The sequence below is a fragment of the Synechococcus sp. MW101C3 genome (genome assembly GCF_002252635.1).
In the GTDB taxonomy this organism is placed as follows: Bacteria; Cyanobacteriota; Cyanobacteriia; order PCC-6307; family Cyanobiaceae; genus MW101C3.
The window spans coordinates 152,774-177,875 of record NZ_NQKX01000008.1 but is presented as its reverse complement, the minus strand read 5'-3'; the positions used below and the strand labels follow the sequence as shown (position 1 = coordinate 177,875).

General features: G+C 67.7%; 19 protein-coding genes and 1 tRNA gene. 8 read left to right on the top strand and 12 right to left on the bottom strand.

The genetic code is table 11. From position 1 onward, the window contains the following. Positions 1 to 75: 75 nt before the first annotated feature. Complete coding sequence (locus tag CJZ80_RS11800) at positions 76 to 1,905, bottom strand: mechanosensitive ion channel family protein (RefSeq protein ID WP_094513324.1); 1,830 nt, start codon at positions 1,903 to 1,905, stop codon at positions 76 to 78. 36 nt (positions 1,906 to 1,941) lie between these two features. Further along, positions 1,942 to 2,023 (bottom strand) — tRNA-Leu (locus CJZ80_RS11795). Positions 2,024 to 2,077: 54 nt separating this feature from the next. On the opposite strand from CJZ80_RS11795, the gene CJZ80_RS11790 reads away from it, so the two are divergent. The 3 genes from CJZ80_RS11790 (at position 2,078) to CJZ80_RS11780 (ending at position 6,710) form a co-directional block, all read left to right on the top strand. Then, positions 2,078 to 3,082, top strand: coding sequence for a Ycf66 family protein (locus tag CJZ80_RS11790; RefSeq protein WP_094513321.1), 1,005 nt, complete (start codon positions 2,078 to 2,080; stop codon positions 3,080 to 3,082). Between the two features lie 56 nt (positions 3,083 to 3,138). Then, a complete protein-coding gene (ileS, locus tag CJZ80_RS11785; protein WP_094513318.1) occupies positions 3,139 to 6,222 on the top strand; it encodes an isoleucine--tRNA ligase in 3,084 nt (1,027 codons plus the stop codon). Between the two features lie 68 nt (positions 6,223 to 6,290). Beyond that, the gene (locus CJZ80_RS11780; RefSeq protein ID WP_233133043.1) at positions 6,291 to 6,710 is read left to right on the top strand and encodes a heavy metal-responsive transcriptional regulator; all 420 of its coding nucleotides are present in this window, start codon (positions 6,291 to 6,293) and stop codon (positions 6,708 to 6,710) included. Here the strand turns inward: CJZ80_RS11780 and CJZ80_RS11775 are convergent. The 6 genes from CJZ80_RS11775 to CJZ80_RS11750 form a co-directional block, all read right to left on the bottom strand. Then, on the bottom strand, positions 6,622 to 9,504 hold the full coding sequence (locus CJZ80_RS11775; RefSeq protein WP_094513512.1) for a cation-transporting P-type ATPase: 2,883 nt from the start codon (positions 9,502 to 9,504) through the stop codon (positions 6,622 to 6,624). The two genes, CJZ80_RS11780 and CJZ80_RS11775, sit on opposite strands and share 89 nt — an antisense overlap. 171 nt (positions 9,505 to 9,675) lie before the next feature. After that, on the bottom strand, positions 9,676 to 10,770 hold the full coding sequence (gene arsB, locus CJZ80_RS11770) for an ACR3 family arsenite efflux transporter (protein WP_094513313.1): 1,095 nt from the start codon (positions 10,768 to 10,770) through the stop codon (positions 9,676 to 9,678). A gap of 210 nt (positions 10,771 to 10,980) precedes the next feature. Further along, a complete protein-coding gene (locus CJZ80_RS11765; RefSeq protein WP_094513310.1) occupies positions 10,981 to 11,301 on the bottom strand; it encodes a helix-turn-helix transcriptional regulator in 321 nt (106 codons plus the stop codon). Positions 11,302 to 11,462: 161 nt separating this feature from the next. Further along, positions 11,463 to 12,167: a DUF4336 domain-containing protein gene (locus tag CJZ80_RS11760; RefSeq protein WP_094513307.1), complete on the bottom strand. Its 705-nt coding sequence runs from the start codon at positions 12,165 to 12,167 to the stop codon at positions 11,463 to 11,465. Between the two features lie 463 nt (positions 12,168 to 12,630). Continuing rightward, positions 12,631 to 15,045 carry an EAL domain-containing protein gene (locus CJZ80_RS11755; RefSeq protein ID WP_094513302.1) on the bottom strand — a complete coding sequence of 805 codons (2,415 nt, stop codon included), beginning with the start codon at positions 15,043 to 15,045 and terminating at the stop codon, positions 12,631 to 12,633. Then, positions 15,045 to 16,145, bottom strand: a complete 1,101-nt coding sequence (locus CJZ80_RS11750; protein ID WP_158217477.1) for a diguanylate cyclase domain-containing protein — start codon at positions 16,143 to 16,145, stop codon at positions 15,045 to 15,047. Before CJZ80_RS11750 ends, CJZ80_RS11755 begins: the two co-directional genes overlap by 1 nt. Positions 16,146 to 16,422: 277 nt before the next feature. Between CJZ80_RS11750 and CJZ80_RS11745 the strand changes: the two genes are divergently transcribed. Next, positions 16,423 to 17,505 (top strand): ArsJ-associated glyceraldehyde-3-phosphate dehydrogenase, encoded by a 1,083-nt coding sequence (locus CJZ80_RS11745; RefSeq protein WP_094513294.1) that lies wholly within the window; start codon positions 16,423 to 16,425, stop codon positions 17,503 to 17,505. Beyond that, the gene (gene arsJ, locus CJZ80_RS11740) at positions 17,502 to 18,755 is read left to right on the top strand and encodes an organoarsenical effux MFS transporter ArsJ (RefSeq protein WP_094513290.1); all 1,254 of its coding nucleotides are present in this window, start codon (positions 17,502 to 17,504) and stop codon (positions 18,753 to 18,755) included. The genes CJZ80_RS11745 and arsJ overlap by 4 nt, the downstream gene beginning before the upstream one ends. A gap of 213 nt (positions 18,756 to 18,968) precedes the next feature. Here the strand turns inward: arsJ and CJZ80_RS11735 are convergent, their stop codons facing one another. Next, positions 18,969 to 19,235 carry a hypothetical protein gene (locus CJZ80_RS11735; protein ID WP_094513287.1) on the bottom strand — a complete coding sequence of 89 codons (267 nt, stop codon included), beginning with the start codon at positions 19,233 to 19,235 and terminating at the stop codon, positions 18,969 to 18,971. 105 nt (positions 19,236 to 19,340) lie between these two features. After that, complete coding sequence (locus CJZ80_RS11730) at positions 19,341 to 19,742, bottom strand: Rid family detoxifying hydrolase (protein WP_094513284.1); 402 nt, start codon at positions 19,740 to 19,742, stop codon at positions 19,341 to 19,343. 141 nt (positions 19,743 to 19,883) lie between these two features. Between CJZ80_RS11730 and CJZ80_RS11725 the strand changes: the two genes are divergently transcribed. Further along, the gene (locus CJZ80_RS11725) at positions 19,884 to 20,990 is read left to right on the top strand and encodes an ABC transporter ATP-binding protein (RefSeq protein WP_094513282.1); all 1,107 of its coding nucleotides are present in this window, start codon (positions 19,884 to 19,886) and stop codon (positions 20,988 to 20,990) included. A 13-nt stretch (positions 20,991 to 21,003) separates the two neighbouring features. On the opposite strand, the gene gloB is transcribed toward CJZ80_RS11725, so the two are convergent. Continuing rightward, complete coding sequence (gloB, locus tag CJZ80_RS11720) at positions 21,004 to 21,834, bottom strand: hydroxyacylglutathione hydrolase (RefSeq protein ID WP_094513279.1); 831 nt, start codon at positions 21,832 to 21,834, stop codon at positions 21,004 to 21,006. Positions 21,835 to 21,863: 29 nt separating this feature from the next. On the opposite strand from gloB, the gene hisG reads away from it, so the two are divergent. Both hisG and CJZ80_RS11710 read left to right on the top strand, forming a co-directional pair. Then, positions 21,864 to 22,508 carry an ATP phosphoribosyltransferase gene (gene hisG, locus CJZ80_RS11715; RefSeq protein WP_094513277.1) on the top strand — a complete coding sequence of 215 codons (645 nt, stop codon included), beginning with the start codon at positions 21,864 to 21,866 and terminating at the stop codon, positions 22,506 to 22,508. Continuing rightward, a complete protein-coding gene (locus CJZ80_RS11710; RefSeq protein WP_198948301.1) occupies positions 22,508 to 24,307 on the top strand; it encodes an ABC transporter ATP-binding protein in 1,800 nt (599 codons plus the stop codon). The genes hisG and CJZ80_RS11710 overlap by 1 nt, the downstream gene beginning before the upstream one ends. Here the strand turns inward: CJZ80_RS11710 and CJZ80_RS11705 are convergent. Continuing rightward, entirely contained in the window at positions 24,280 to 25,059 is a 780-nt protein-coding gene (locus tag CJZ80_RS11705) for an alpha/beta fold hydrolase (protein WP_094513273.1), read from the bottom strand. The two genes, CJZ80_RS11710 and CJZ80_RS11705, sit on opposite strands and share 28 nt — an antisense overlap. Between the last annotated feature and the right edge of the window lie 43 nt (positions 25,060 to 25,102).

The following is a 25,102-nucleotide window of genomic DNA, read 5'->3' as shown; positions in this document are numbered from 1 at the left end:
GATCGCCCTTCACAACTGCCGAACGATCGAAGGCCGCCGCTGCCGCGATTGGGGCCAACCCAGCGTCCTGGCCAATCAGTCCGACGCCAACACAGGCGCGGGAGAAGCCAGGGGAATCCGTTCCCGCTGGAGGCGGTCGAGCAGGCGCCGCTGCAGCTCACGGCTGCACGCCCACTGCTGACCAGCCTGGGTGGTGAGCAGCATGCTCACGGTGATCCCGAGCGGGCCGGTGCCGGTGACACCGCGCAGGAAGGGGGCCGCCAGCAGCAGCGGCCCCCAGAGCGGATCGCGGCCGAGGGCGTCGAGTTCTTCGGCGATCACCGCCAGCACGGTGTTGATGTCGCCGATGCGATGGGAGAGCAGCACCTCCACCAACTTGCCGGAGCGGATCTTGGTGTGGTTCACCACCCGGTCGAAGGCACCGTTCTGAATCACCGCCACCCGCTGATCGAGGCAGCGCAGCTGGGTGCTCAGCACGCTCAGATCCACCACATCGCCTTCGATGTCGCCGATCTCGATCCAGTCGCCGATGGCGTAGCGATCCTCCAGCAGCACCGCCAGGCCGGCGGCGAAATCCCGCAGCAGCCCCTGGAACACGATGGCCAGGCCGCCCAGCACGGCGCCGCCGGCCAGCAGGAACGACGCAGAGGTTTCGCGCACGCCGGGGATGCCCACCACCACCCAGCCGGCAGCGATGGCGATGCAGGCCAGATCCACCAGCCGGTGGAAGATGCGCTCGAGGCTGTGATGGCGCTGGTCGCGGCGGGCCAGCTGGTCGGCGGGCACCCGGCCACTGGCGGCCCACTGATCCAGCAGAAACGACACCAGCGCGCGGCCCAGCAGCGCCGTGAACGCGAACACCAGCACCTTGATCGCCACCAGCGCTGGCTGCAGCAGCACCTCCAGGGCCAGCGGCACGCCGCCGGGAATGGCCATCAGGCCCAGCGCCACCACCGTCATCAGCTGCAGCAGCACGAGCACCAGCAGCACGACGCTCAGCGCCTCGAACAGCTGTAGGCGCAGCCCGCGCGTGGCGGCCGCCGCTGGGGCTGCTGACGCCACCGGAGCCGCCAGCGCGAACGCCGCCGGGGCCGCCACTTGCGCCTTGAGCGTGGCGATGGCCAGGCGGTTGCGGCGCCACAGCCAGAAGGTGCCAGCGGTGAGCAGCAGCACCAGGGCCATGGCCAGCAGGCAGAGCATCAACCGCTGGCGCAGGCTCTGCGGCAGCAGCGCCTGGCGGGCGTAGCGGAGGCGGCTCTGCAGCCGCTCCTGCCAACGCCGGCCCAGTTCCAGCGCGGTGGTGCCGTTCATGGTGGCGTCGGCAAAGGTCACGGTGAGCAGCGGCAGCGGCTGGGGCCGCTCCGGGACCGTGGCCTCGAGGATCACGGCGCCGGTGGGCAGCTGCCGCACCTCCACCGTGAGGTCGTCGGAGGCGGCACGCACGCCATCGGTCAGACCGCCCTCACAGGCGGGATCGTTGGCCCCCAGAGCCCGCAGCAGGCTCCACTCGGCCAGCCGTTCACTGTTGGTGCAGAGGGCGGTGGGGTTGTACAGCAAGCGGAGGTTGCCCTCGATCACCTGGGCGCGGCGCTCCGCATCGGGGCCAGTCTCCGCGTCACTGCCATGGCCGTTGCTGTTGCCAGTTCCGTTGCCGTTTCCCACCACCGGCGACGCCACCATCAGGGTGGGAATGCCGAGGATGCGCACGATCGCCACCTCGTAGCTGCCGGCCGCCACCATCGAGGTGGCGCGATCGAGGGAGGGCGGTGAGGCCGTGAAGGTGGGGCGCGCCGGTGAGGGGATCTGAACGGCCGCCGGCGTGGCCCGCAGCGGCGACCCCATGGCCAGCAGCACCACCACCAATGCCAGCGCCCCGAGCAGCCACGTGCGCGCCGGCTTCGTCAATCCGTCTTCCCTGTCATGTCCATGTTGCCTGCGCCATGCCCACCGGGGGACTTGAACCCCCACGACCGAAGCCACTGGTACCTAAAACCAGCGCGTCTACCAATTCCGCCAGGTGGGCAGCGGACCGACTGTAATCAGCGGCGCAGAATGGGGCCGCCCTGCTGCGACAGCCATGCTTGCCACCCTCGGTGGAACCCTGGCCCTGCTCGCCGGCCTCGCCCTGCTGCTCCTGCCGCTGCTGGTGCCGGAGCTGAGCCGCCCGCGCGATGCCTTCTGGGGCGCGGTGGTGCTGCTGCTGGGCCTGGTGCTGGTCACCAGTGCCGAGCGGCTGAGTGGCGCGCCGATGCTGGCGGTGCTCTGCGGCGGGCTGCTGATCGGGCGGCTCAGCACCGAGGTGAGCCAGAGCCGCTGGCGTCAGCTGAGCGAGGAGGAACGCCAGGGCTTCTGGTCTGCAGCGCGGTGGCAGACGAGCCTGAACCAGTTGGGCACCACCGTGATCGCCCTCGGCGGGCTGCTGTTCTCTCGGGCCATGGCGCTGGGCGGCTGGCTCAAGCAACGCAGCGCCGCCGTCTCCGCGAGCCTCTCCAGCAGGACCACCACCGCCAAGCCATCCCAGACCACCAAGCGCTGGGTGCGACCCGAACCTGCCGGCGCAGAGACCCCCACGGCTCCCGCTCCGCCAGCGCCGGCCGCTGACGCCCCCGAAGCGCCGCTGGCGGTGGTGAGCGACTTCGCAGAGGTGGACGCCCGCGTGCGCGCAGCACTCGCCGCCGATCAGGACCCGCCGTCGGGGACGGAAACCGCGGAGACGGCAACGGCGCCGGATCCGGCAGGCACCACAGCGGTGAGTACTGCCGAGCCAAGTGCTGAAGAGCCAGGTGCTGCCCAGGAGAGTCCTGGGCCGGTGAGCCCTGCAGCGGGTGCTCCCGCAGGTTCCGCAGAGCCAGTTGCCGGCAACGAACCTTCAGCCGATCACGACCCAGAGACCACTCACCCCAGCCCAGCCCCGTACCAGTCAGACGCTCAGGGCATCCCCGCCGGCGACCTCAGCCTCAGCGCCACGGCGGCTGCAGACACCGAAACCCGCACCGACCACAAGCGGACGCCGGAGCCCATCGCCGAACCCGAGCCCCCGAATCTGGCTGGCGATCCTCCGACCGGACCCAGCGCCCGCTGAGCCTGCTCGCAGGATCAGAAGCGACCTCCACGCAACCACACCGCTGCCGCCGGGGAATGCCGGGGCCGATAATCCCGGTTGCTGCCCCAGGCGCCGTGACCGCCCCGCCGGTGTCCTACAAGGACACCCTCAACCTGCTGCAGACCCCCTTCGGGATGCGGGCCAACGCCAGGACGCGTGAACCCGAACTGCAGGCGTTCTGGGCCGAGCAGCGCCTCTACGAGCGGCTCAGCAGCAGCAACCCCGGGCCGGTGTTCACCCTGCACGACGGGCCGCCGTATGCCAACGGCGCCCTGCACGTGGGGCATGCGCTCAACAAGATCCTCAAGGACATCATCAACAAGTACGCCCTGCTGAAGGGGCGACGGGCGCGCTTCGTGCCCGGCTGGGACTGCCACGGGCTGCCGATCGAGCTCAAGGTGCTGCAGGGCATGGGCAGCGAGGAGCGTCGCGGGCTCACGCCGATCGAGCTGCGCCGCCGCGCCCACGCCTATGCGCTCGAGCAGGTGGCGGGGCAGAAGGCGGGCTTCCGCCGCTGGGGCATCTGGGCCGACTGGGACCAGCCTTATCTCACCCTGCAGAAGCACTACGAGGCCGCCCAGATCGGTGTCTTCGGCCAGATGGTGCTGGCGGGTCACATCTACCGGGGCCTCAAGCCGGTGCACTGGAGCCCCAGCTCCCGCACCGCCCTGGCTGAAGCGGAGCTGGAATACCCCGACGGCCACACCTCCCCGAGCGTCTACGTGGCGTTTCCGGTGGTGGAGCTGCCGGCGGGGCTGGGCGCACGCCTCACCGCCATCGGCCTCACCAGCGCGGAGGCGGCCACCACACCGGCTGCCGGTGCCCTGGCTGTGGCGATCTGGACCACCACCCCCTGGACCCTGCCCGCCAACCTGGCGGTGTCGGTGAACGGGGCGCTCGATTACGCGGTGTGCCGGGTGGAGCCGGGCCGCCACCTGATCGTGGCCACGGCATTGGTGGAGAGCCTGCGCGAGAGCCTGGCGCTGCCGCTGGAGCCGCTGCTGTCGTTGAAGGGGGCCGAGCTGGAAGGGGTCGTGTATCGCCATCCCCTGATGGAGCGCAACAGCCCCGTGGTGATCGGCGGCGATTACATCACCACCGAAGCGGGAACGGGCCTGGTGCACACGGCGCCGGGCCATGGCGTCGACGACTTCAACACCGGCCGCAAGGCGGGCCTGCCTGTGCTCTGCCCGGTGGACGAAGGCGGCACGCTCACCGCCGAGGCGGGCCCGTTCGCCGGCCTGAACGTGCTGAAGGACGCCAACCCGGCGATCATCTCGGCCCTGGAGGGGGCCGGCGCCCTGCTCAAGCAGGAGAGCTACGCGCACCGCTACCCCTACGACTGGCGCACCAAGAAACCGACGATCTTCCGGGCCACCGAGCAGTGGTTCGCCTCGGTGGAGGGCTTTCGTGCCGAGGCGCTGGACGCCATCGCCGCCGTCGACTGGCTGCCGGCCAGTGGCCGCAACCGCATCGAGGCGATGGTGCGCGAACGGGGCGACTGGTGCATCTCGCGCCAGCGCACCTGGGGCGTGCCGATCCCGGTGTTTTATCACCGCGAAACGGCCGAGGTGCTGCTCGATGCGGCCACCCTCGATCACATCCAGGCACTGATCGCCGCCCACGGCTCGGATGTGTGGTGGGAGAAGGAGGAAGCCGAGTTGCTGCCCCCTGCCCATGCCGCCGAGGCGCATCTGTGGCGCAAGGGCACCGACACCATGGACGTCTGGTTCGACTCCGGCTCTTCCTGGGCGGCGGTGCTGGGCGGCCTGCAGACCGGCGAAACCACCACTGAGGACCCTCAAGCGAGCGAAACCCCTGGTCAGCCCTCAACCAGCGCAGCCGCTAAGGGGTCCCAGCAGCCACCCGCCACACCCCTCAATTACCCCGCCGACCTGTATCTGGAGGGCTCGGATCAGCACCGCGGCTGGTTCCAGAGCAGCCTGCTCACCTCGGTGGCCGTGAACGGCAGCGCCCCCTATAAGCGGGTGCTCACCCATGGGTTCACCCTCGATGAGAAGGGCCGCAAGATGAGCAAATCGCTGGGCAATGTGGTGGATCCGGCGGTGCTGGTGGAGGGCGGCAAGAATGAGAAGCAGGAGCCGGCCTACGGCGCCGATGTGCTGCGGCTGTGGGTGAGTTCGGTGGATTATTCCGCCGATGTGCCACTGGGTCCGGGGATCGTCAAGCAGCTGGCGGATGTGAGCCGCAAGGTGCGCAACACGGCCCGCTATCTGCTCGGCAACCTGCACGATTTCGACCCACGGCCCCGCGCTGAAGGAGGCGACGCGGTGCCGTTGGCGGAGCTTCCCCTGCTCGACCGCTGGATGCTGCACCGCACAGCTGCGCTGATTGAGGCGGTGAGCACCGATTTCGACAACTTCGCCTTCTATCGCTTCTTCCAGGCACTGCAGAATTTCTGCGTGGTGGACCTGTCGAACGTCTACTTCGACATCGCCAAGGACAGGCTGTACGTGAGCGCAGCCGGGTCCTTCCGCCGCCGCAGCTGCCAGACGGTGCTGCAGCTGGTGGTGGAGCGGCTGGCCGGGCTGATCGCCCCGGTGCTGTGCCACATGGCGGAGGACATCTGGCAGAACCTGCCCTATCCCGTGGCCGAAGCCTCGGTGTTCGAGCGTGGCTGGCCCACCGCCCCGGCCGCGTGGAGCGCGCCGGAGCTGCTGGCGCCGATGGAGCGCATCCTGGCCCTGCGGGCCCGGGTGAACCGGCAGCTGGAAAGCTGCCGCAGTGCCGGTGCCCTGGGCGCGTCGCTGGAGGCACAGGTGCAGCTGAGCGGCGTTGATGCCGCTCTGGCCGAGGCCCTGGAGCTGCTGGAGAGCAGCGCCCACCCGGAGGTCGACAACCTGGCCGACTGGCTGCTGGTGTCGGCGGTGCAGCTGGAGGGCGCGGCGCCGGCGGTGGTGCTGGCCGAAGACCATGGCGACACTCCCAGCGACGACAGCAACGACACCGGTGGCGGCTTCAGGCTGCGGCTCGCCCACGCCGACGGCGAGAAGTGCGAGCGTTGCTGGCACTACACCACCGATGTGGAGGAGCACACCCTGGCGCCAGGGGTGAGCGGTCGGATCTGTGGGCGCTGCCGGCAGATCCTTGCTGACTGACCATTCACAGATGGCGGAATCAGCGGCTCCAGCCGCTAGCTTCACCGGCCGAATGGAGAGTGGGATCGATGGCGCGTCCCGCCGTGGGGCAAGGGGGAATGAAAATCGGGGCATTGGCGTCGCGCAGCGGCGTGCCGGTGAAAACCCTGCGGTATTACGAAGACCTGGGCCTGCTGCCGGCGATCGGCCGCAGCGAGGGTGGCTATCGCCTCTTCGATGAACACAGCCTGCGCCGTCTGGAGTTCATCCGGCGGCTGAAAACCCTGGGGCTCACGCTGGAGGAGATCCAGGCCTGCCTCAACGTCCACGACGCCGGCGCCCTGCCGTGCGACAGCATCCAGGCCCAGCTCCTGCACCAGATCGAGCGGATCGATCACCAGATCCGTGATCTGCGTCACCTCAAGACGGAGCTGAAGGAGCTGCTGGCCCGCTGGCAGCGCCATCCTGTCGACGATGGCAGCGAAATCTGCCCGAACCTGCACATCTGAGCCGCCTGCGGATCAGCCACTTGTGCACTGTGTCGGCGAGCAGCACCGCCACGGGAGCCAGGGCGATCGGGCCGAGGTAGCCAACCGGGAAGCGGGCCAGCTCAAACACAGCGGCGATCGGGGCCACCAGCACCAGGAGGCCCGCCACCACGGGCTCGCTGAAGAAGCCAAGCCACAGCAACGGATTGGGAATGGGCAGAAGTTCCCAAAAGGGGCGCCGGTCGCTGCGGCAGGCCAGCAGCGCGGCCATTTGGCCGGCCACAATCAGGCAGAAGGCCACGGTGGAGGCCTGGTGCTGAATCGCCAGCACCTCAACGGTGGCGCGGTGATGGAGCAGGTCTGGCGCCAGCTGCTGCAGGGCGGCCAGGTCCACGCCGTTGTTGCGCCACACCAGCAGGTACCCCGCCATCGCGCTCAGTCCTTCCACCAGACCCAGCACCAGATAGGCCCGCACCATTAGGGGCCGGTTGAGCAGGGGCAGGTCCCGGGGGCGGGGCGGCTGGCGCATCACCCCCGCCTCGGGGGTCTCGGAGCCCAACCCCAGGGCCGGCAGCAGGTCGGTGCCGAGATCCACCGCCAGGATCTGCAGCACGGTGAGGGCCGCCGGGATCCGCAGCACCACCATTGCCAGGAACGGCGCGACCTCGGGCACGTTCGAGGCCAGGATGTAAGTGATGAACTTGCCGATGTTCGCCACCACCGAGCGGCCGAAGCGGACCGCCTCCACGATCGTGGCGAAGTTGTCATCGAGCAGCACGATGTCGGCCGCCTCGCGGGCCACATCGGTGCCGGTAATGCCCATGGCCAGGCCCACATCAGCGGCACGCAGGGCCGGGGCGTCGTTGACGCCATCGCCGGTGACGGCCACCACCTCACCCAGGGCCTGGTAGGCCTGCACGAGCCGCAGCTTCTGCTCCGGGGCCATGCGGGCGAACACCAGTCGGTGGCGGTACTTGAGCAGCTGGCGCAGATGCACGTCGCTGATCTGGGCCAGGGTGGAGCCCTCGATCACCCGTACCGGGTCGGCGCCGGACAGTCGGTGCTGACCATTGCCCTGGTGGCTGTTGACTCCGCGACCATTGGGGGCGGGCGGCTCCAGCAGACCGATCTGGAGCGCGATCGCCTGGGCTGTGAGTCCGTAGTCACCGGTCACCATGGTCACCCGAATGCCGGCGTCGCGGCAGCGGCGGATGGCATCGGGCACTTCGGGGCGGGGCGGGTCGTACAGGCCCAGCAGGCCGAGCAGCGTCTGGCCCGTTTCCAGCAGGTCTCCTGGCGTCGCCTGCAGTTCTTCCGCCCCGGCGGCCCGCAGGGCAACGCCGATCACCCGAAAGCCCCGGGCGGCCAGGTCGTCGTTGGCGGCCACCACACAGAGGCGCCGACGCGCATCGAGCGGTTCGCTGCCGGCAGGGGTGAGCCAGGCGTCGCAGCGCTCCAGCACCTCCAGCGGCGCTCCCTTGGTGATCACCAGGCTGTCGCCAGCGGCGATGGCCAGGGGTGGGTCAGGCCAGCTCACCAGCACCGTCATGCGCCGCCGGTGCGAATCAAAGGGGATCTCGCGCTGGCGGGGGTGAAGGCGCTGCAGCTCCGCCGGATCGAGGCCCGCGGCCTGCGCCGCCTGCAGCAGCGCCGTCTCGGTGGGATCTCCCACGGCACCGATGGCATCCAGGCGAGCGTTGCTGCAGAGGGCGGCCCCTTGCAGCAGCAGCTGATGCAGCTGCTCGCCGGGAACCGGCAGCCAGGTTTCCTCCACCGCCATGCGGTTGCAGGTGAGGGTGCCGGTCTTGTCGCTGCAGATCACACTGACGGAACCGAGTGTTTCCACCGCCGAGAGGCGACGCACCAGCGCCTTGCGCCGGCCCATCCGCTGCACGTTCAACGCCAGCGCCAGGGTGACGGTGGGCAGCAGACCCTCGGGCACGTTGGCCACGATGATGCCGATCGCGAAGACCAGGCTTTCGAGGGGCGTCATGCCCACGAACACCAGGCTCAAGGAGAAGGCGAGCAGGCCCATCGTGAGCGCGATCGTGCTGATCGTGTGCACGATGCGGGCCACCTGCTGCTCGAGGGTGCTGACGCTGCGCGGCGTGCCGGCCGTGAGATGGGCCACCTGGCCGAACTCGGTTTCAGAGCCGGTGGCGTACACGAACGCCTCGCCCCGGCCGGAGGCGATCGTGCTGCCCGCCAGCAACAGGTTGGGCCGCTCGCCGGTGGGCAGGCGCAGCTCGGCCTGGTGAGCCGGCAGGTCCATGGCCTGGCGGGCCACGGGCGCCGATTCGCCGGTCAGCACTGAAAGATCGACGCGAAGCTCATGGCTCACACTGATCCGGCAATCGGCCGGCACCCGGTCCCCTTCCTCCAGCAGCAGCCGGTCGCCGGCCACCAGCTCCTCGGCGGAGCGGAAACCCAGCGTGCCGTTACGCCAGAGCTGCACCTGGCGGGGCAGGGCACGGGTGAGGGCGGCCAGGGTGCGCTCGGCCTGGAACTCCTGCCAGAAGGAAAAGAGGCCGTTGATCAGTACCACCGCCCAGATCGCCCAACCCAGCTGCGGCGTACCCGCCACGAAGGCCAGCACCCCGGCGATCCAGAGCAGCAGGGCCATGAAGTGGACCATCTGGTCGAGCAAGCGCAGGGCCAGGGACCGGCGCTTCAGGGGCGGCAACCTGTTGGCGCCGTAACGCTCCAGCCGCTGCTGCGCCTCCGGCTGGCTGAGACCTTCTGGGGTGGTGCGCAGCCCCGGGTACACCTTCTCCAGCGGCAGGGACCAGATCGGCTGTGAAGCAGAAAGCAGCACCGGCGCCAACAGGCTGTGATGCTTTCAGGATGACCCTGGCGAATTGAATGAAGTGTCAGTCCGCCATCAGCCGTTACTGCCGCTCGCAAACGTCGGAGATGGCAGTCGCCACCGCAACCCCAACCTTTCAACACACCGCCTCAGATCTGGGCATGGCTGTGGCGCCGCCATTCAGCCCATGGCCCGAACCTCGAAACGGCGCCTTAACCACAACGACACATACACAAGTGCCACCAGCACCGGTACCTCGATCAGCGGACCGATCACACCGGCCAAGGCCTGACGGGAGCTGACCCCCCACACGCTGATGCTCACGGCGATGGCCAGCTCGAAGTTATTGCCGGCGGCGGTGAACGCAAGGGTTGCCGTTTTCGGATAGCTGAGCCCGCTGTGCCGGCCCATTGCAAAGGCCACACTCCACATGATCGCGAAGTAGAGCAGCAAAGGCACGGCCACGCCGGCCACTGCGAGCGGGTCGGAGGTGATCGCCTGGCCCTGCAGGGCGAACATCACCACGATCGTGAACAGCAGGCCGTAAAGCGCGAAGGGGCTGATGAACGGGATGAACCGCTGCTCATACCAGCGCGGTCCCTTGAGCCGGAGGCCGATGCGACGGCTGAGGTAGCCCGCCGCCAGCGGCAGCCCCAGAAACACCAGCACCGCCTTGGCAATCTCCGCCATCTGAAACGCCACGTCCTGAGTGGCCAGGCCCAACCAGCCGGGCAGGATCTTCAGGTAAAAGCCACCAAGCAAGGCATAGGCCAGAACCTGCACGATCGAATTGATCGCCACCAGCAGGGCAGCCGCCTCCCGGTCGCCCCTGGCCAGATCGATCCAGATCAAGACCATGGCGATGCAGGGGGCCAGGCCGATCAGGATCAGCCCCGTGCGGAACTCCGGCTGGTTCGGCAAGAACAGCCAGGCGAGCACGAACATCAGTGCCGGCCCCAGACCCCAGACCAACACCAAGCAGAGCCTCAGCAGCCGGCGATCCCGCGCCGCCCTGCCCAACTCCTCGTAGTGCACCTTCGCCAGCACCGGGTACATCATCAGCAGCAGCCCCAGAGCAATCGGCAGGGAGGTGTTGCCGATCCTCACGGCATCAAGCCAACCCTGGATGGCAGGAAAGAAGCGGCCCAGCAGCAGGCCGCCGCCCATCGCCAGCAGGATCCAGAGCGGCAGGAAGCGGTCGAGCAACGACAGCTGGGCCAAGACGGCCTTGTCATCGGCAGCCCGTCTGCCATGGTCGTTGGATTCCGGGGCCATGCAAGAAAGGGCGATGGGAAGGACAAGGGAGCTGGCGAGCTGAACGGCCAAAGGACGCTCACGCCATCAAGGCCTGGACGAGCAGAGAGCGGACGACTTCAGCAGTGGATCAGGTCCTGGCGCGACGGCTCACCGATCGATCAGCGCCGATGGCACAAGGTTGATGCACGCCACCCACACACTCAGCCATCGCTCGAAGATGCCCATGGATCAGCAGCAGGGGGAAGCAGGGGCGGCGCAGTCTGCAGACAGGTCCGCCAACCAGTGCTGGAGCGCCACGAGGGCTTCGCTGCGCAGGCGGTAGTAGATCCAGCGACCCTCCTGGCGATCGGCGAGCAACCCGGCCTCCTTGAGCACCTTGAGGTGAAACGACAGCTTCGATTGCGCCAGGCCCAGATCCGTGGTGAGATCGCAGACGCAACGCTCGCCATGGCCGAGGGCCTCGATCACCTGCAGACGCAGCGGATCAGCGAGGGCTTTGAGCAGTTGGCGCGCCTGCTCCGTCGGCAGGCCCGTGGTGGCGACGCTCACGGGACCATTCCTGCATAGTTGATCAATTCTAGTTGATGCATTTGTGGCCCAGTGCACCGGCGCTGTTCGCAGGCAACACCCCAGCAGCACGGTCGCATGGTCGTCTCCAGCGCCATTGAGCCGGCCACCACAGAAGGCAAACCAATGGTGAGAACCAGCGATCAGCTCCGAAACCCCGCATACGCCGCTGCCAGCATGGGCTTGCCGCCGGTTTCAACGATGGCGCCATGGGCAACGATCACGCGATCAAAGTCCCACGCCAACACCGCATCGATCGAGGCACGCACCCTACGCCGATCCGATGAGGCGAGGCGTTCGAGGATTGTGGGCTCCAGGCGATTGAAACCGCCGGCGATGCGGGTCGTGAAACGCGTGAGCCAGGGGAAAGAGGCGTCGAAATTGAACGCGCTGTCGGTGAGGAGAAGGGTCTGGCTGGGAACGTGGCACAAGGCAATTTCATCCAGAGGCACAGGACCGAGGGGGGCCATCGTGTTCAGGCCCTGCAGCTGGCACAGAAGCAGATCCGGCCAGGGGGAGGGCGCTTCAGCAGTCAGCAGCTGATCGATCATCAGGTCAGGACACTTGGCCTTGAGCGCGGCAGACCCCCAGAACCTGGCCTGCGGAAAGCAGAGCTTGAACGCATTGGCATACAGATGGTGGAAGGAATTCGGCGCCACGATATGGCCAATGCGGCCAAGTGTGGTCAGTGCGTCCACAAGCTCCGCCGTGGGCTCGATCGGAGAAAGAACGAGCAGGTTGCCGGTGTCCTGCAGGCGAATCACCGACATCCTGGCGCCGATGCTCAGGCCGAAATACGTCTGCGCCTGTTCTGCCACCCATAGATCCGTAGCCACGAGGCGAAGCATGGAGGGGTGAGTAAAGATGCTGCAGAATAAGGATGAGCGGGCGCAGCGGATGGTGGGGAGCCAGCTTCAGAAGGGCTCCGCCTGGGTCTTTCAGCACACAAACCATTCACTCCGCAGCGCAAACTGAGCACTGCGCCACTCAACGTTACACTCAAGCGCTGAACAAAGACACACAACCCACAACCGGGTACTCACTGCTCAGCCACACCAATCAGAACTCCAATCCTCGTTCTACGCAGCAATCTTCGCGCTACGCAGCAGTCTTCGTCGCTTCTCAGCACTCCTCTCCCTTCTCGGCACCTCTCTTTCCCCTCAACACTCAATCCAGGCCTTCGATTCAGCAGGCTGCGGCTCACACCTCGCCGCCACCATTCACTGCCGGTCCGGCGGGCACCCACTGCATCGATGGCGTCCGCCGCAGCGAAGAGCCCTGCCTGATGGCCATGATGCGCTGGCACCAGGCTCAGAGGGCCACCACCCTGTGGCGGCCGCCTGCTTTGGCGGCGTACATGTTGCGGTCGGCTCGCCTGAGGAACAGGGCCGCATCCTCTCCGGCGCCGTGCAGGGCCACGCCGATGGAGAAGGAGGGGGTGATGCTGTGATCCCCCCAGGGGACCGGCCTGGAAATCGCCACTTGCAGCTTCTCTGCCACCGCGATCGCATGCTCCAACGCCCGAATCCCATCAAGGATCACCAGAAACTCATCGCCACCGATGCGGCCAGCATGGTCACGGTGGCGGATCACCTGCTGGATGCGCCGCGCCACGCTCTGCAGCACCACATCGCCGCAGGCATGGCCGTAGCTGTCGTTGATGTCCTTGAACCCATCACAGTCACAGAACAGCAGGGCCAGCGGCTGGGCCCTGAGGGTCTTGTCATCCAGCAGGCGTTGCTCCAGCAGGCTGAGGATGGCGTCGCGGCTGTCAAGGCCGGTGAGGGGATCGTGGTTGGCCCGTTGCAGCAGTCGTTGTTCTTCGATCACCTTCTGATCCACAGGCTGCAGGGTGATCACATAGCCCTCGTGCAGATTCAGCGCAGCCGGCGATCCCTCGGGAGCGGCGCTGGAATCACCGCTGCGCCGCCCCTCCTCCTGCAGGCGCCTCACACTCAGATCCACCCAGCTCCAGCCTCCCTTGGGATCCGCCAGCCGCAGGCGTCCCTGGTGAATCGGGCCATGGGGCGTTAGCCAGGCATCGAGCTGCAGGGGCTCTGGCCGACCCTCGGCTGACACAAACAGCTCGCAGAAGGTCTTTCCCTTCCATTGGTCTTCTCGCCAGCCCGTCATCGGCTCCAGGGAAGGAGACACCCACACCACCTCCTCCTGCTGATTGAGCAGCATCACCACCTCCACGATGTTGTCGGTGAGCAAGCGATAGAGGGCTGCAGAATTCGCCAGGGTGCGTGCGGCCCTGAGGCGATCCGTCACGTCGCGCCAGCTCACCACAAGAAAGCCGCGTGTGGGCAGGATCTGTATGTCGTAGCAGCGGTGGGCCTGGATGAGGGTGTCATCCTTGTAGACGAAATCGTTGATGAACGTAGGGGTGCTGCGGGAGGCGGCATCGATGTGGATCTCCAGCAGGCCGTTCTGCTCCATCTGCGGAAAGATGGTCAGTAGGGTCTTGCCCACGATGGCCTCCCGTTCCTGCTGCATCGTGGCGCAGGCCGATTGATTCGCCTCCAGGATCAGAAAGTCGGTGATCGAATCCTCGTCCCCCTGGATCACCTGCAGCAGCATGAAGTAGTCGTCGGCCAGATCGAAGGCGGAACGCAGCAGTTCCAGTTGTTCAAACGTGCTGGGCACGGATGTGCTGTTTCTCTGCCGGTTGGGCTGCAGGCTCACCTGGCTCTGCCAACGGCCGGTGTCATCTCCGCTCTTTGGGCTAGCGAGGCGATCACGGAGCAGGGTTTCAAAGGCGTCCAGCTCCAGAGGGCGGCCACAGAGGTAGCCCTGGTAAAGGTTGCAGCCGAGGTTCTCGAGGATCTGGCGTTGCTCCTCTGTCTCGACCCCCTCAGCGATGCACTCCATCCCCAGGCCTTGCGCCAGGGTGATGGCGGCCTGCACAATCGTGCGATCACCGGCTGAGGCGGTGAGGCTCCTCACGAAGGTGCGGTCGATCTTGAGGCGGTGTGCCGGCAGGTCGCGCAGCAGCTCCAGCGAGGCATAGCCCGTGCCGAAGTCATCGATGGTGATGCGAAAGCCCTGATCGGCCAACACCCGCAGGTGTTCGCGGCAGGCAAGCGGATCCTGCAGCAGGGCCGACTCGGTGATCTCCAGCTCCAGCTGCGCCGGGCTGAGGTTGTGCTCCATCAGCCCATCCATCAGCGAGCTGATGTACTGCCGGCCAGGCAACTCCAGCTCCCGGGGCGAAACATTGAGCGCCAGCCGGGGCACCGGCAGGCCCGCTGCACGCCAGCGCACCAGGTGCTGCAGGGTCTGCTGAAACACCCAGCTGCCCAGCTGCAGGATGAGGCCACTCTGTTCAGCCAGAGGGATGAAATGGCTGGGCGCCACAGGAATCCCCTGGCTGTTGGTCCAACGCAGCAGAATTTCTGCGCCGACCAGGGCGCGGGAGCAGTGCACCTGCGGTTGCACCACCAGCCGGAACTGCTGCCGGTCAATGGCCTGGCCCAGCTCACCGCTCAGGTGGATGCGCTCCTGGATCTGGCGGCTGATCGTGCTGGAGTAGGCGCACACCTGGCTGCGACCCAGGCTCTTGGCCTTCGACAGCGCCGTGTTGGCGCATTGGATGAGCGTCTGCCCGGTCTGGGCGTGCTCGGGATAGGAAGCGAGGCCGATGCAGAGGCTGGGCAGCAAGGGCAGATCAGCCAGCAGCTGGTTCTGCCGGCCCCAGCGCTGCTGAAGGTGACGGCAGGCCATCAGGCCATCAGGCCATCGCCGAGAGAATGGATCGAATCCTCCAGCACGAGGAGGAAGTCGTCGCTGCTGAGGCGCGCCAGCCAGGCCTCCGATCCCATCAGCTCCTCAAGTCGCCGGGCCACTTCCTGCAGCACCTGATCGCCCACCTCGGAGCCGAACTGGTCGTTGATGTCCTGAAAGCCGTCGATGTCCAGGCTGAGCACGGCCATGGAGTTGTTGTAGCCGCGGCCCTGCAGGCGCCGGTTGAGCTCCTCAAGTGCGGCCAGCTTGTTGGGAAGGCCGGTGACCGGATCGTGGGTACGCTCCCCGATCTGGCGCTGCAGCAGGCTCTGCTCCCGGCTCAGGTCACGCAGGGTGCCCAGAGCGCGCAGGGGCTCCCCGCTGGTGTCGTAAGTGATCTGTGCATCCACCTGCATCAGCCTTTCGCTGCCATCGGCAAAGGCCAGGCGGTGGCGGCTGCACAACGCTTCGCCCAGATTGACCGCCCGCTGCAACTCCTTGTGCCAGCGGTTGCGGTCGGAGGGATGCACCAGGGCGCCATAGGCCAGGATCGTGGTGGCCGTTTCGTGGTCCGCCCACCGGCACAAGCGCCGCATCTGTGGCGACCCGCGCAGGGTGCCATCGGCAAAACGCAGCTCCCAGGAGCCGATGCCGCTGAACGCCTCCCCGTCACTCAGCAGTTTGCAGGCGCTGGCCACGCTGGTGTCGCGCAGATGCGCCTCAGTGAGGTCGCGCACGGAGCTCAGCACCAGCTGCTCCCCCTGGAGCGTCAACACCCGGTGGCTCACCTCCACATCCAGGATTGTGTGGTTCTTGCAGCGGTGACGGGTCTGAAAACTCCCCCCACCAGCGGCCACCAGTTCCTGGAGCCGGGCCGCCACCCAGGCGACATCGTGGTCAGGGTCCGCCTGGATGGCGGCCGGGGTGAGAGTGAGCAGTTCGGCTCTGCTGTAGCCCAGCCGGGTGTGTGCGGAGTCATTGCAGGCCACGAAGCGGCCGCTGCTCAACGCGAGCACAAGCAGATCAGTGCCTGTGAGGTCGGCGATCAGGCAGAAGTCGGCAATCCGGCTGCGGGCTGCTTCCGAGAGCCCACTCACCATGCCACTATCCCTCATCCTGAGTGATGCCCATTAAGGCATGTCCAATCACACCAAAGCTCCCGGCTGACCACCGAATGACGTGCGTCATTGGGACCCCGCCCGGGCCGCTCTCTCGGCAGCTTCAGGCCCCCATCAGGGCCTGCGGCCTCCACCAACGCGCCGCCTGGAGCTGGGGCGCTGGAGTGCCGGACAGGCACAACGGCACCCGGCGTGTCCCACAACACGCATCCATCAACCAAACTTGATTTAACGTCGATCTGCTTGCGATCGCCTTGCGATGAAGATCGGCATCAACGGCTTTGGCCGGATCGGCCGCCTTGTGTTCCGCGCCCTCTGGGAACGCCCGGCTCACCGCAGTGCGGACGCCGGGGGCTACACGTTGGTCCATGTCAACGACCCTGCCGGTGACGCTGCGTCTGCCGCCCATCTGCTCGAATTCGATTCCGTGCACGGCCACTGGCCTCAGGCGGTGCAGGCCGAAGCCGACGGCTTCCGCATTGGCAATCATGCCGTGAGCTACAGCCGTCACAAGGATCCCACCGCCGTGCCCTGGGCCGACGCCGGCGTGGACTTGGTGCTCGAATGCAGCGGCAAGATCAAGACCCCCGACACCCTTGAGCCCTACTTCACTGTGCCGGGCCTCAGGCGGGTGATCGTGGCCTGCCCGGTGAAAGGCATGGTCGCCGGCGCAGAAGCTCTCAACGTGGTGTTCGGCATCAACCATCACCTCTATGAGCCCAGCCGCCACCGTCTGCTCACCGCCGCTTCCTGCACCACCAACTGCCTGGCGCCGGTGGTGAAGGTGGTGCACGAAAGCTTCGGCATTCGCCACGGCTCGATCACCACCCTGCACAACATCACCAACACCCAGGTGGTGATCGATGCCTTCAAATCCGACCTGCGCCGCGCCCGCTCCGCCGGCAACTCGCTGATCCCCACCACCACCGGATCGGCCAAGGCAATTGGTCTGATCTTTCCCGAACTGCAGGGCAAGCTCAACGGCCACGCCGTGCGGGTGCCGCTCACGAATGCCTCGATCACCGATGCGGTGTTCGAACTGGAGCGCGCGGTGAGTGTGGAGGAGGTGAATGGGGCCTTTGCCGCCGCCGCCGCCGGCCCACTGCAGGGAATCCTGGGCTACGAAGAGCGGCCGCTGGTGTCGGTGGATTACATCAACGACAGCCGCAGCTCGATCATCGATGCTCTCTCCACGATGGTGGTGAACGGCACCCAGCTCAAGGTGTTCGCCTGGTACGACAACGAGTGGGGCTACAGCTGCCGCATGGCCGATCTGGCCTGCCACGTGGCGGCGCTCGAAGCCGGTGTCGGGCCAGCGGTCCGCGAGCTTTCCGGATCATGAAGCAGCTCACTGCCCTGCAGCAATACGGCATCGTGACGGCCAACTACTGGGCCTTCACCCTCACCGACGGGGCGCTGCGCATGCTGGTGGTGTTCCACTTTCACCAGCTGGGTTACACCACCCTGGAAATCGCCTTTCTGTTTCTGTTCTACGAATTTTTCGGCATCGTCACCAACCTCTACGGCGGCTGGCTCGGGGCCCGTTTCGGGCTGCGGCTCACCCTCTGGGCCGGCACATTGCTGCAGGTGGGCGCCCTGCTGATGCTGATTCCGGTGGCTGACGACTGGCCCCGCTGGTGGAGCGTGGCCTACGTGATGGTGGCCCAGGCCATCAGCGGCATCGCCAAAGACCTCAACAAGATGAGCGCCAAAAGCGCCATCAAGACCGTGGTAGCGGAAACCCCTGACGACCACAGCCGGGGCGAGAGCCAGCTGTTCCAATGGGTGGCGATCCTCACCGGCTCCAAGAACGCCCTCAAGGGGGTGGGCTTCTTCCTCGGTGGGGTGCTGCTCGCCACGATCGGCTTCAGCGCCGCCGTGGGAGCGATGGCGGCCGGCCTGTTCCTGGCCTTTCTGCTCACCTTGGTGCTGCCCGGTGAGATCGGCCGCATGAAGGAGAAACCGGCGATCACCGCACTGTTCTCGAAATCAAAGGGCATCAATGTGCTCTCAACCGCCCGTTTCTTCCTGTTCGGTGCCCGTGATGTGTGGTTCGTGGTGGCCCTGCCGGTGTTTCTGCAATCGGTGCTGGGCTGGAAATACTGGGAGGCCGGTGGCTTCATGGGCCTGTGGGTGATCGGCTACGGGATCATTCAGGCCTCGGTGCCGGCCCTGCGGCGCAGCTGGGGCAGAAGCGGCCCACCAGGGGTGTCTGCGGTGCAGTTCTGGAGCGCCGTGCTCACCGCCATTCCCGCCCTGATCGCCATCAGCCTGTGGCGCGAGGTTGGCAATCCCAGCGTGGCCCTGGTGGTGGGGCTGGTCGCCTTCGGCGCCGTGTTCGCGATGAATTCCTCGATTCACAGCTACATGGTGCTGGCCTACACCGATGCCGAATCGGTGAGCCTCAACGTGGGCTTCTATTACATGGCCAATGCGGCCGGCCGGCTGGTGGGCACGTTGCTCTCGGGCGCCCTATTCCTGGTGGGCGGCCTGCAGGCCTGCCTTTGGGCCTCGTGCCTGCTGGTGGCACTCGCCTTTCTCTCCGGGATCAGGCTGCCGCCGCCGCTGCGGCAGCAGCTAGAAGCCGCCTGAGGCTCCAGCTGCTCAGCCGGTTCTGCCAGTACGAGTGTTCAATTGACCGCTTGCGCGACACGATGGTGCCGGTCAGGGTGAAGTCGGTGCCGAGGCGCCGGTGGCGAACGGGCCACAGAACACGAGGAAGGAAGAAGTGATCGTGATGAACGGCTTGTCCGGCTCATCCTCCAGCACTTATTGACAACCAACGCGCCGAGACTATCGACTCTTTCAGTGCATCAGTCCGGGCCAGCCGCCCGGGTAGCGCAGGGTTCGCCAGTCGCCGCGGGGTGTGCTCACCTCGATGCCGATCTCGATCGGTTGCTCCACTGCACAGGCCTGCTCTTCCCACCAGCTCAGGGCCGCTTCCCAGGCGGCATCCATCGACTCGAAGTGGTCGTCGAGCACAGGGTGAGGAGCGCACTGGCGGTCGACCAGGCGATACAGCCGCTGCGAACCGGCGGCGGGGGCAGAGCGACGAAAGGGGGAGAACGCCATGAACGTCGTAACGCAGAGGAACAGTGTCGGTCCTGTGCCAGCTGCTGACTGTCACGTCGACTACGTGATGTCGTGTTCGTTACCTGACGGCGGCCCCACCAGGCCTCAACCGAGCAACGCGATGCAGTCGATCTCCACCCGCGCGCCCCGCGGCAGGGCCGCCACTTGCACGCAGGCGCGGGCGGGGGGCACAGGCCCCTGGAAGGTTTCGGCGTAGATCGCGTTCACCCGGGCAAAATCGGCCAGGTCGGCCAGAAACACCGTGGTGCGCACCACCTGGTCCGGGCCGCTGCCTGCCGCCCGCAGCACCGCCACGAGGTTGCTGAGCACCTGGCGGGTCTCGGCCTCCACATCGCCGTCGCCCACCATCGCGCCGCTGACGGGATCCAAGGCGATCTGGCCGGAGCAGAACAGCCAGCCGCCCGCCAGCACGGCCTGGTTGTAGGGGCCCACCGGCTCAGGAGCGGCGGGAGTCTGGATCGCCTCGATGGACTGGCCGGCGCCCATGGCGTTGGAAGATGGGGAAAACGAGCTTAAGGGTGTCCTATCGCCAGCTCCACCGGGGTTTCCGCAGCGGCCGCTGCCCGTGCTGTCGCTGCAGCTGCTGCCAACGCTGCCACCGGGAACCGACCTGCAGCCGCTGAGTCCATGCCGGCCGATCCGGTGCGCCTCGATGGTGTCTGGCACCGCTACGGGCGCGGCGGCGCCCCTGGCGAGGCAAACGACTGGGCGCTGGAAGCGATCGACCTGCACCTGGGCCCGGGGGAACTGGTGGGTCTGCTTGGTCCCTCCGGCTGCGGCAAGACCACACTGCTGCGCCTGATCGCCGGCTTCGAACGGCCGTCGCGGGGGCAGGTGACAGTGCAGGGCCGGCAGGTGGCCGGTCCGGCCGTCTGGGTGCCGCCGGAGCGGCGCGGGGTGGGCATGGTCTTTCAGGACTACGCCCTGTTTCCCCACCTCGATGCCTGGCAGAACACCTGTTTCGGCCTGCGGCCCCGCCAGGACCGCAGCCGGGCCGCCTGGTTGCTGGAGTTGCTGGGGCTGGCGGGTCTGGAGCAGCGCTACCCGCACGAACTCTCCGGCGGCCAGCGGCAACGGCTGGCACTGGCCCGGGCGCTGGCGCCCGCACCGGAGCTGGTGCTGCTCGATGAACCCTTCTCCAACCTGGATGTGGACGTGCGGCTGCGGCTGCGTAGCGAACTGCCTGGCGTGCTCAGCCGCTGCGGCGCCAGCGGCCTGATCGTCACCCACGACCCGGAGGAGGCGCTGGCGATCTGCGACCGCGTGGCGGTACTCAAGGACGGGCGCCTGCACCAGTGCGCGGCGCCGCAGGAGCTGGTGGAGCATCCCGCCACCGCCTTCGTGGGCCACTTCGTGCTGCAACGCAACCTGCTGCCGGCCCAGTGGCGCAACGGCCAGGTGGTCACGCCACTGGGGGCCTTCGCGCCCCTCTCCGGCGCGGCGGCCTCCCCCTGCCCGGACGGGGCACCGGCTGAGGTGCTGCTGCAACCCGATGCCCTGGAGCTGACTCCCGATCCGGCTGGCACTGCCTGGGTGATGGGTCGGGAGTTTCTGGGGCGGGAATGGCTGCTGCAGGTGGAGCTGGAACAGCCCCAGGCGGCCCCGTTCCGCCTGCGGCTGCGCCTGCCGCTGGAGCGCACCTTCCAGCTCTCCGAACGTTGCCGCCTGGGCCTGCGGCCCCAGCAGCCGGCCCTGCTCTTTCCCCAGCGGCTGCCCCTGCTCCCCTGCCTCTGAGCCCCCTGACGCCTCAGCCCTGCCAGCCGTCCTTGTGCCGACGCAGCGCGGCGAGCGTGGCGGCGTTGCCGGCACGCAGGAACAAATTGGTGGCACGCTCCAGAGCAATCGTGCTGGGGATGGTGGCCTGTCCCTGGCTGCGGGCCAGCTCCACGGCCGCCAACCGTGCCGTGATCGCGCCCGCGGCAGCCTCTGGCTCTGCCGCCACCAGCGCAGCAGCCCAGCGAAGGTTGGCGCGGGTGTACTCGTGGGCGCACCACACGCGCGTGCTGTCCGGCAGCTGCGCAAGCTGCTGCAGCGAGTGGTGCATCTGCTCCGCCGAGCCCTCGAACAGCCGCCCGCAGCCGGCGGCGAACAGGGTGTCGCCGCAGAACAGCTCCCCGTGCCCGCCCGGCACCTCGGGCAGCACATAGGCCAGATGGGCGCGGGTGTGCCCCGGCACCTCCAGCACCTCCACGGCCCGGCCCAGCAGGGTCAGGCAGTCACCGCCACGCACCGAGAGGGTCTGGAGCGGAATGCGGTCGCGGTCGGCGGCGGCGGCGATCACCGCAGCGGCTGGCCAGCGCTCCAGCAGGCCGGCGGTGCCACCGATGTGATCGGAGTGGTGGTGGGTCTGCAGCACGGCCACCAGCTCAAGCCGGTGGGCCTCCAGCCAGGCGCGCACCGGCGCCGCCACGGCGGGATCCACCACCACCGCCCGGCCGGATGGCTCCTCCGCCTTGGGGGAATCGTGCAGCACGAACACGTAGTTGTCGTTCAGCACCGGGATCAGCGAAACGGCCAGCGCCGGTGGCCGCCCGCCCGTTGCTGCCACGGCCGGCGGCTCGCTGCGGGAGGTCTGCATCGGTAAAGTCCAGGTTGCGGAGCACGCCCATGATCACCGTTGCTCTGGCCAAAGGGGCCCTGCTGAAGGATTCGGTGCGCTGCCTCGCCGCGGCCGGTCTTGATTTCTCCGCCCTGCTCGACAGCGACAACCGCCAGTTGATGGTGCCCAGCCCATGCGGTACCGCCCGCGCCCTGCTGGTGCGCAACGCCGATGTGCCTGTCTACGTGGCCTACGGCCAGGCCCAGCTCGGCATCGTCGGCGAGGACGTGCTGCGGGAGCACCAGCTGCCGGTGGCCCCCCTGGTCGACCTTGGTTTCGGTAGCTGCCGCATGGCCGTGGCGGTGAAGGCGAGCAGCGGCTACCGCCGGGCCGCCGATCTGCCGGCCCACTGCCGCGTGGCCAGCAAGTTCGTGCGCTGCGCCGAAACCTTCTTCAACCAGCTCGACCTACCGGTGGAGCTCATTCACCTCACCGGGTCGGTGGAGCTGGGCCCGATCACCGGCATGTCTGAGGCGATCGTGGATCTGGTGGCCACCGGCCGCACCCTGCGCGACAACGGGCTGGTGGCCATTGAGGACCTGTTCCACAGCACTGCCCGGCTGATCGGCCATCCCCTGGCCCTGCGACTGGATCAGGGCCAGCTGCAGACGATCATCGACCGGGTGGCGGCGGCCCGTCTGGAGGCGCGCTGATGGCCGCCCGCGACCGTCAGCGGCTGCTCAACCTGATTCCCTACCTGGGCCGCGACCGCCGCCGGCTGCTGCTCACGCTGCTGCTGCTGATTCCCGTCGCCTTCTCGGCGGCCGTGCAGCCGCTGCTGGTGGGCCAGGCGATTTCGGTGCTTCGCAACGAGCCCAGGGCCGCCTGGCTGGTGGGCCAGAGCGTGTCGGAGGCGATGCGCACCCTGGTGCTGTGCCTGCTGGCAGCGGTGCTGGTGCGCCTGGCGCTGCAGGGAGTTCAGAGCTACAGCGTGCAGGCCGTGGGGCAGCGCCTCACCGCCCGCATCCGCGACGACCTGTTCCGCCATGCGATGGCCCTATCGCTGCGCTTCCACGACCGCACCCCGGTGGGCAAGCTGCTCACCCGCCTCACCAGCGATGTCGATGCCCTGGCCGAAGTGTTCGGCAGCGGCGCCATCGGTGTGCTCGCCGACCTGGTGACCCTGGTGGTGATCGCCGTCACCATGCTCTCGATCGAGTTCCGCCTGGGCGCCCTGCTGCTGGTGATCCAGATCCCGGTGGTGGTGGTGATCCTCTGGCTGCAGGGGCGGTACCGCAAGGCCAACTACCGCGTGCGCGAAGAGCTCAGCCAGCTCAACGCCGACCTGCAGGAGAACCTGCAGGGGCTGGATGTGGTGCAGATGTTCCGGCGTGAGGCTGTGAACAGCGCCCGATTCGGCGTCACCACCAACGCTTACCGCAAGGCGGTCGACGGCACGATCTTCTACGAAAGTGCGATCTCCGCCTTCATCGAATGGGTGGCCCTCACGGCCGTGGCGATCGTGCTGGCCCTGGGTGGCTGGATGGTCACCGACGGCACCATCGGCCTGGGCACCCTGACCACCTTCATCCTGTTCTCCCAGCGCCTGTTCGATCCGCTGCGTCAGCTGGCGGAGCGCTTCACCCAGATCCAGGGCGGCCTCACGGCCGTGCAGCGCATCGGTGAGCTGCTGGAGGAACCGATTGAGATCAGCGATCTGGCCAACGAACAACGCACCGCCGCCGCCCGCGTCTCCGGCCGCGAACGGGCCAGCGAGGGCGAAGTGATCTTCGAGAACGTCTCGTTCGCCTACCGGCCCGACGATCCGATCCTCACCGACCTCAGCTTCCGCATCGCCCCAGGCGAGCATGTGGCCCTGGTGGGCCCCACCGGCTCCGGCAAGACCACCGTGATCCGCCTGCTCTGCCGGCTCTACGAACCTCAGCAGGGGCGGATCCTGCTCGATGGCATCGACATCCGCGAGCTGCCCAGCCTCACGCTGCGCCAACGGCTCGGCGTGGTGCTGCAGGACACTTTCCTGTTCAGCGGCAACGTGGCCGACAACCTGCGCCTCGATGCGGCGATCCCCGACGACGAGCTGCAGCGGATCTGCCGCGAGCTCGGTCTCGATGCCCTGCTGCGGCGCCTCCCCGATGGGCTGGCCACCGAACTGCGCGAGCGGGGCGGCAACCTGTCCTCGGGCGAGCGGCAGCTGCTGGCGGTGGCAAGGGTGGCGATCCGCGACCCATCCGTGCTGGTGATGGATGAGGCCACCGCTTTCATGGATCCCTCCACTGAAGCCACCCTGCAACGCGACCTCGACAAACTGCTGCATGCCCGCACCGCGATCGTGATCGCCCACCGCCTGGCCACCGTGGAGGCCGCCGACAGGATCCTGGTGCTGCGGCGCGGCCGCTTGATCGAGCAGGGCACACACCGCGAACTGCGCCAGGCCGGTGGGCTCTACGCCCAGCTGGCCGATCTTCAGGAGCGTGGCCTGGCCAGGCTCTGAACCCAACTCTCGATCACCTCGGCGAGCTGATGGGGCGACTGGCGCATCGGCAGATGGCCGCAGCCCTGCAGTTCGGCCAGCTCATGGCGATCGGAGTAACCCGCCAGATGACGTACGTAGCGGGGCTCCATCACCTGGTCACGGCTGCCCGCGATCCAGAGGCTCGGCACCTGGAGGCCGGCCACCAGCGCCGGCAGCTGGCGCACGGCGCCGCGGTTGGTGCTGCAGGCCAGCAGGCTGCGGGCCGCCCGCTGCTCGGCGATCAGGGGGCTGCGGATGGCGCCGGTGCCCGGCAGCTCCGCCAGCCAGCTGGGGCGCCACTGCAGGAACAGCCGACCACCATTGCGCAACTGGCTGAAGGCGCGCGGCTGGTACACCCCGCCCCCCGCCGCGATCTGAATCACCCCCAGGAGCCGATCGCCCAGCAGCGGCGCCGCATGCAGCGCCACGCTGCCGCCGAGCGAGTGGCCCACCAGCACCACGCGCCGCTCTTCCAGGCTGAGGCACTGGTCAGCCACCCAACGGCCGTAGCTGGCCAGGGTGGGGTGGAGGGAACGGGGACGGGGCGTGCCACCGAAGCCGGGCAGGTCAGGGGTCCAGAGCCGCTGGCGCCCGTCCAGTGCCAGGCGCAGCGGGTCCCAGAGGCGACCGGCCAGCAGCCAGCCGTGCAGGCACACCAGCAGTGGCCGCTCTTCCCCGGCAGCGGCGGGAGGGGGGGCAACGCCCTGGTCAGCCGGAACGGAACGGGGCAATCCAGGGGCGAAGCAGGCCTCCAGCCTGCAACGGAACCCCCCC

Excerpts from the sequence above, each read along its gene's own strand:
- CJZ80_RS11790 (WP_094513321.1), top strand. The coding sequence starts at position 2,078 with ATGCTTGCCACCCTCGGTGGAACCCTGGCCCTGCTCGCCGGCCTCGCC.
- ileS (WP_094513318.1), top strand. The coding sequence starts at position 3,139 with ATGCCGGGGCCGATAATCCCGGTTGCTGCCCCAGGCGCCGTGACCGCC.
- CJZ80_RS11780 (WP_233133043.1), top strand. The coding sequence starts at position 6,291 with ATGGCGCGTCCCGCCGTGGGGCAAGGGGGAATGAAAATCGGGGCATTG.
- arsB (WP_094513313.1), bottom strand. The coding sequence starts at position 10,770 with ATGGCCCCGGAATCCAACGACCATGGCAGACGGGCTGCCGATGACAAG.
- CJZ80_RS11760 (WP_094513307.1), bottom strand. The coding sequence starts at position 12,167 with ATGCTTCGCCTCGTGGCTACGGATCTATGGGTGGCAGAACAGGCGCAG.
- CJZ80_RS11755 (WP_094513302.1), bottom strand. The coding sequence starts at position 15,045 with ATGGCCTGCCGTCACCTTCAGCAGCGCTGGGGCCGGCAGAACCAGCTG.
- CJZ80_RS11750 (WP_158217477.1), bottom strand. The coding sequence starts at position 16,145 with ATGGTGAGTGGGCTCTCGGAAGCAGCCCGCAGCCGGATTGCCGACTTC.
- CJZ80_RS11745 (WP_094513294.1), top strand. The coding sequence starts at position 16,423 with ATGAAGATCGGCATCAACGGCTTTGGCCGGATCGGCCGCCTTGTGTTC.
- arsJ (WP_094513290.1), top strand. The coding sequence starts at position 17,502 with ATGAAGCAGCTCACTGCCCTGCAGCAATACGGCATCGTGACGGCCAAC.
- CJZ80_RS11735 (WP_094513287.1), bottom strand. The coding sequence starts at position 19,235 with ATGGCGTTCTCCCCCTTTCGTCGCTCTGCCCCCGCCGCCGGTTCGCAG.
- CJZ80_RS11730 (WP_094513284.1), bottom strand. The coding sequence starts at position 19,742 with ATGGGCGCCGGCCAGTCCATCGAGGCGATCCAGACTCCCGCCGCTCCT.
- CJZ80_RS11725 (WP_094513282.1), top strand. The coding sequence starts at position 19,884 with ATGCCGGCCGATCCGGTGCGCCTCGATGGTGTCTGGCACCGCTACGGG.
- gloB (WP_094513279.1), bottom strand. The coding sequence starts at position 21,834 with ATGCAGACCTCCCGCAGCGAGCCGCCGGCCGTGGCAGCAACGGGCGGG.
- hisG (WP_094513277.1), top strand. The coding sequence starts at position 21,864 with ATGATCACCGTTGCTCTGGCCAAAGGGGCCCTGCTGAAGGATTCGGTG.
- CJZ80_RS11710 (WP_198948301.1), top strand. The coding sequence starts at position 22,508 with ATGGCCGCCCGCGACCGTCAGCGGCTGCTCAACCTGATTCCCTACCTG.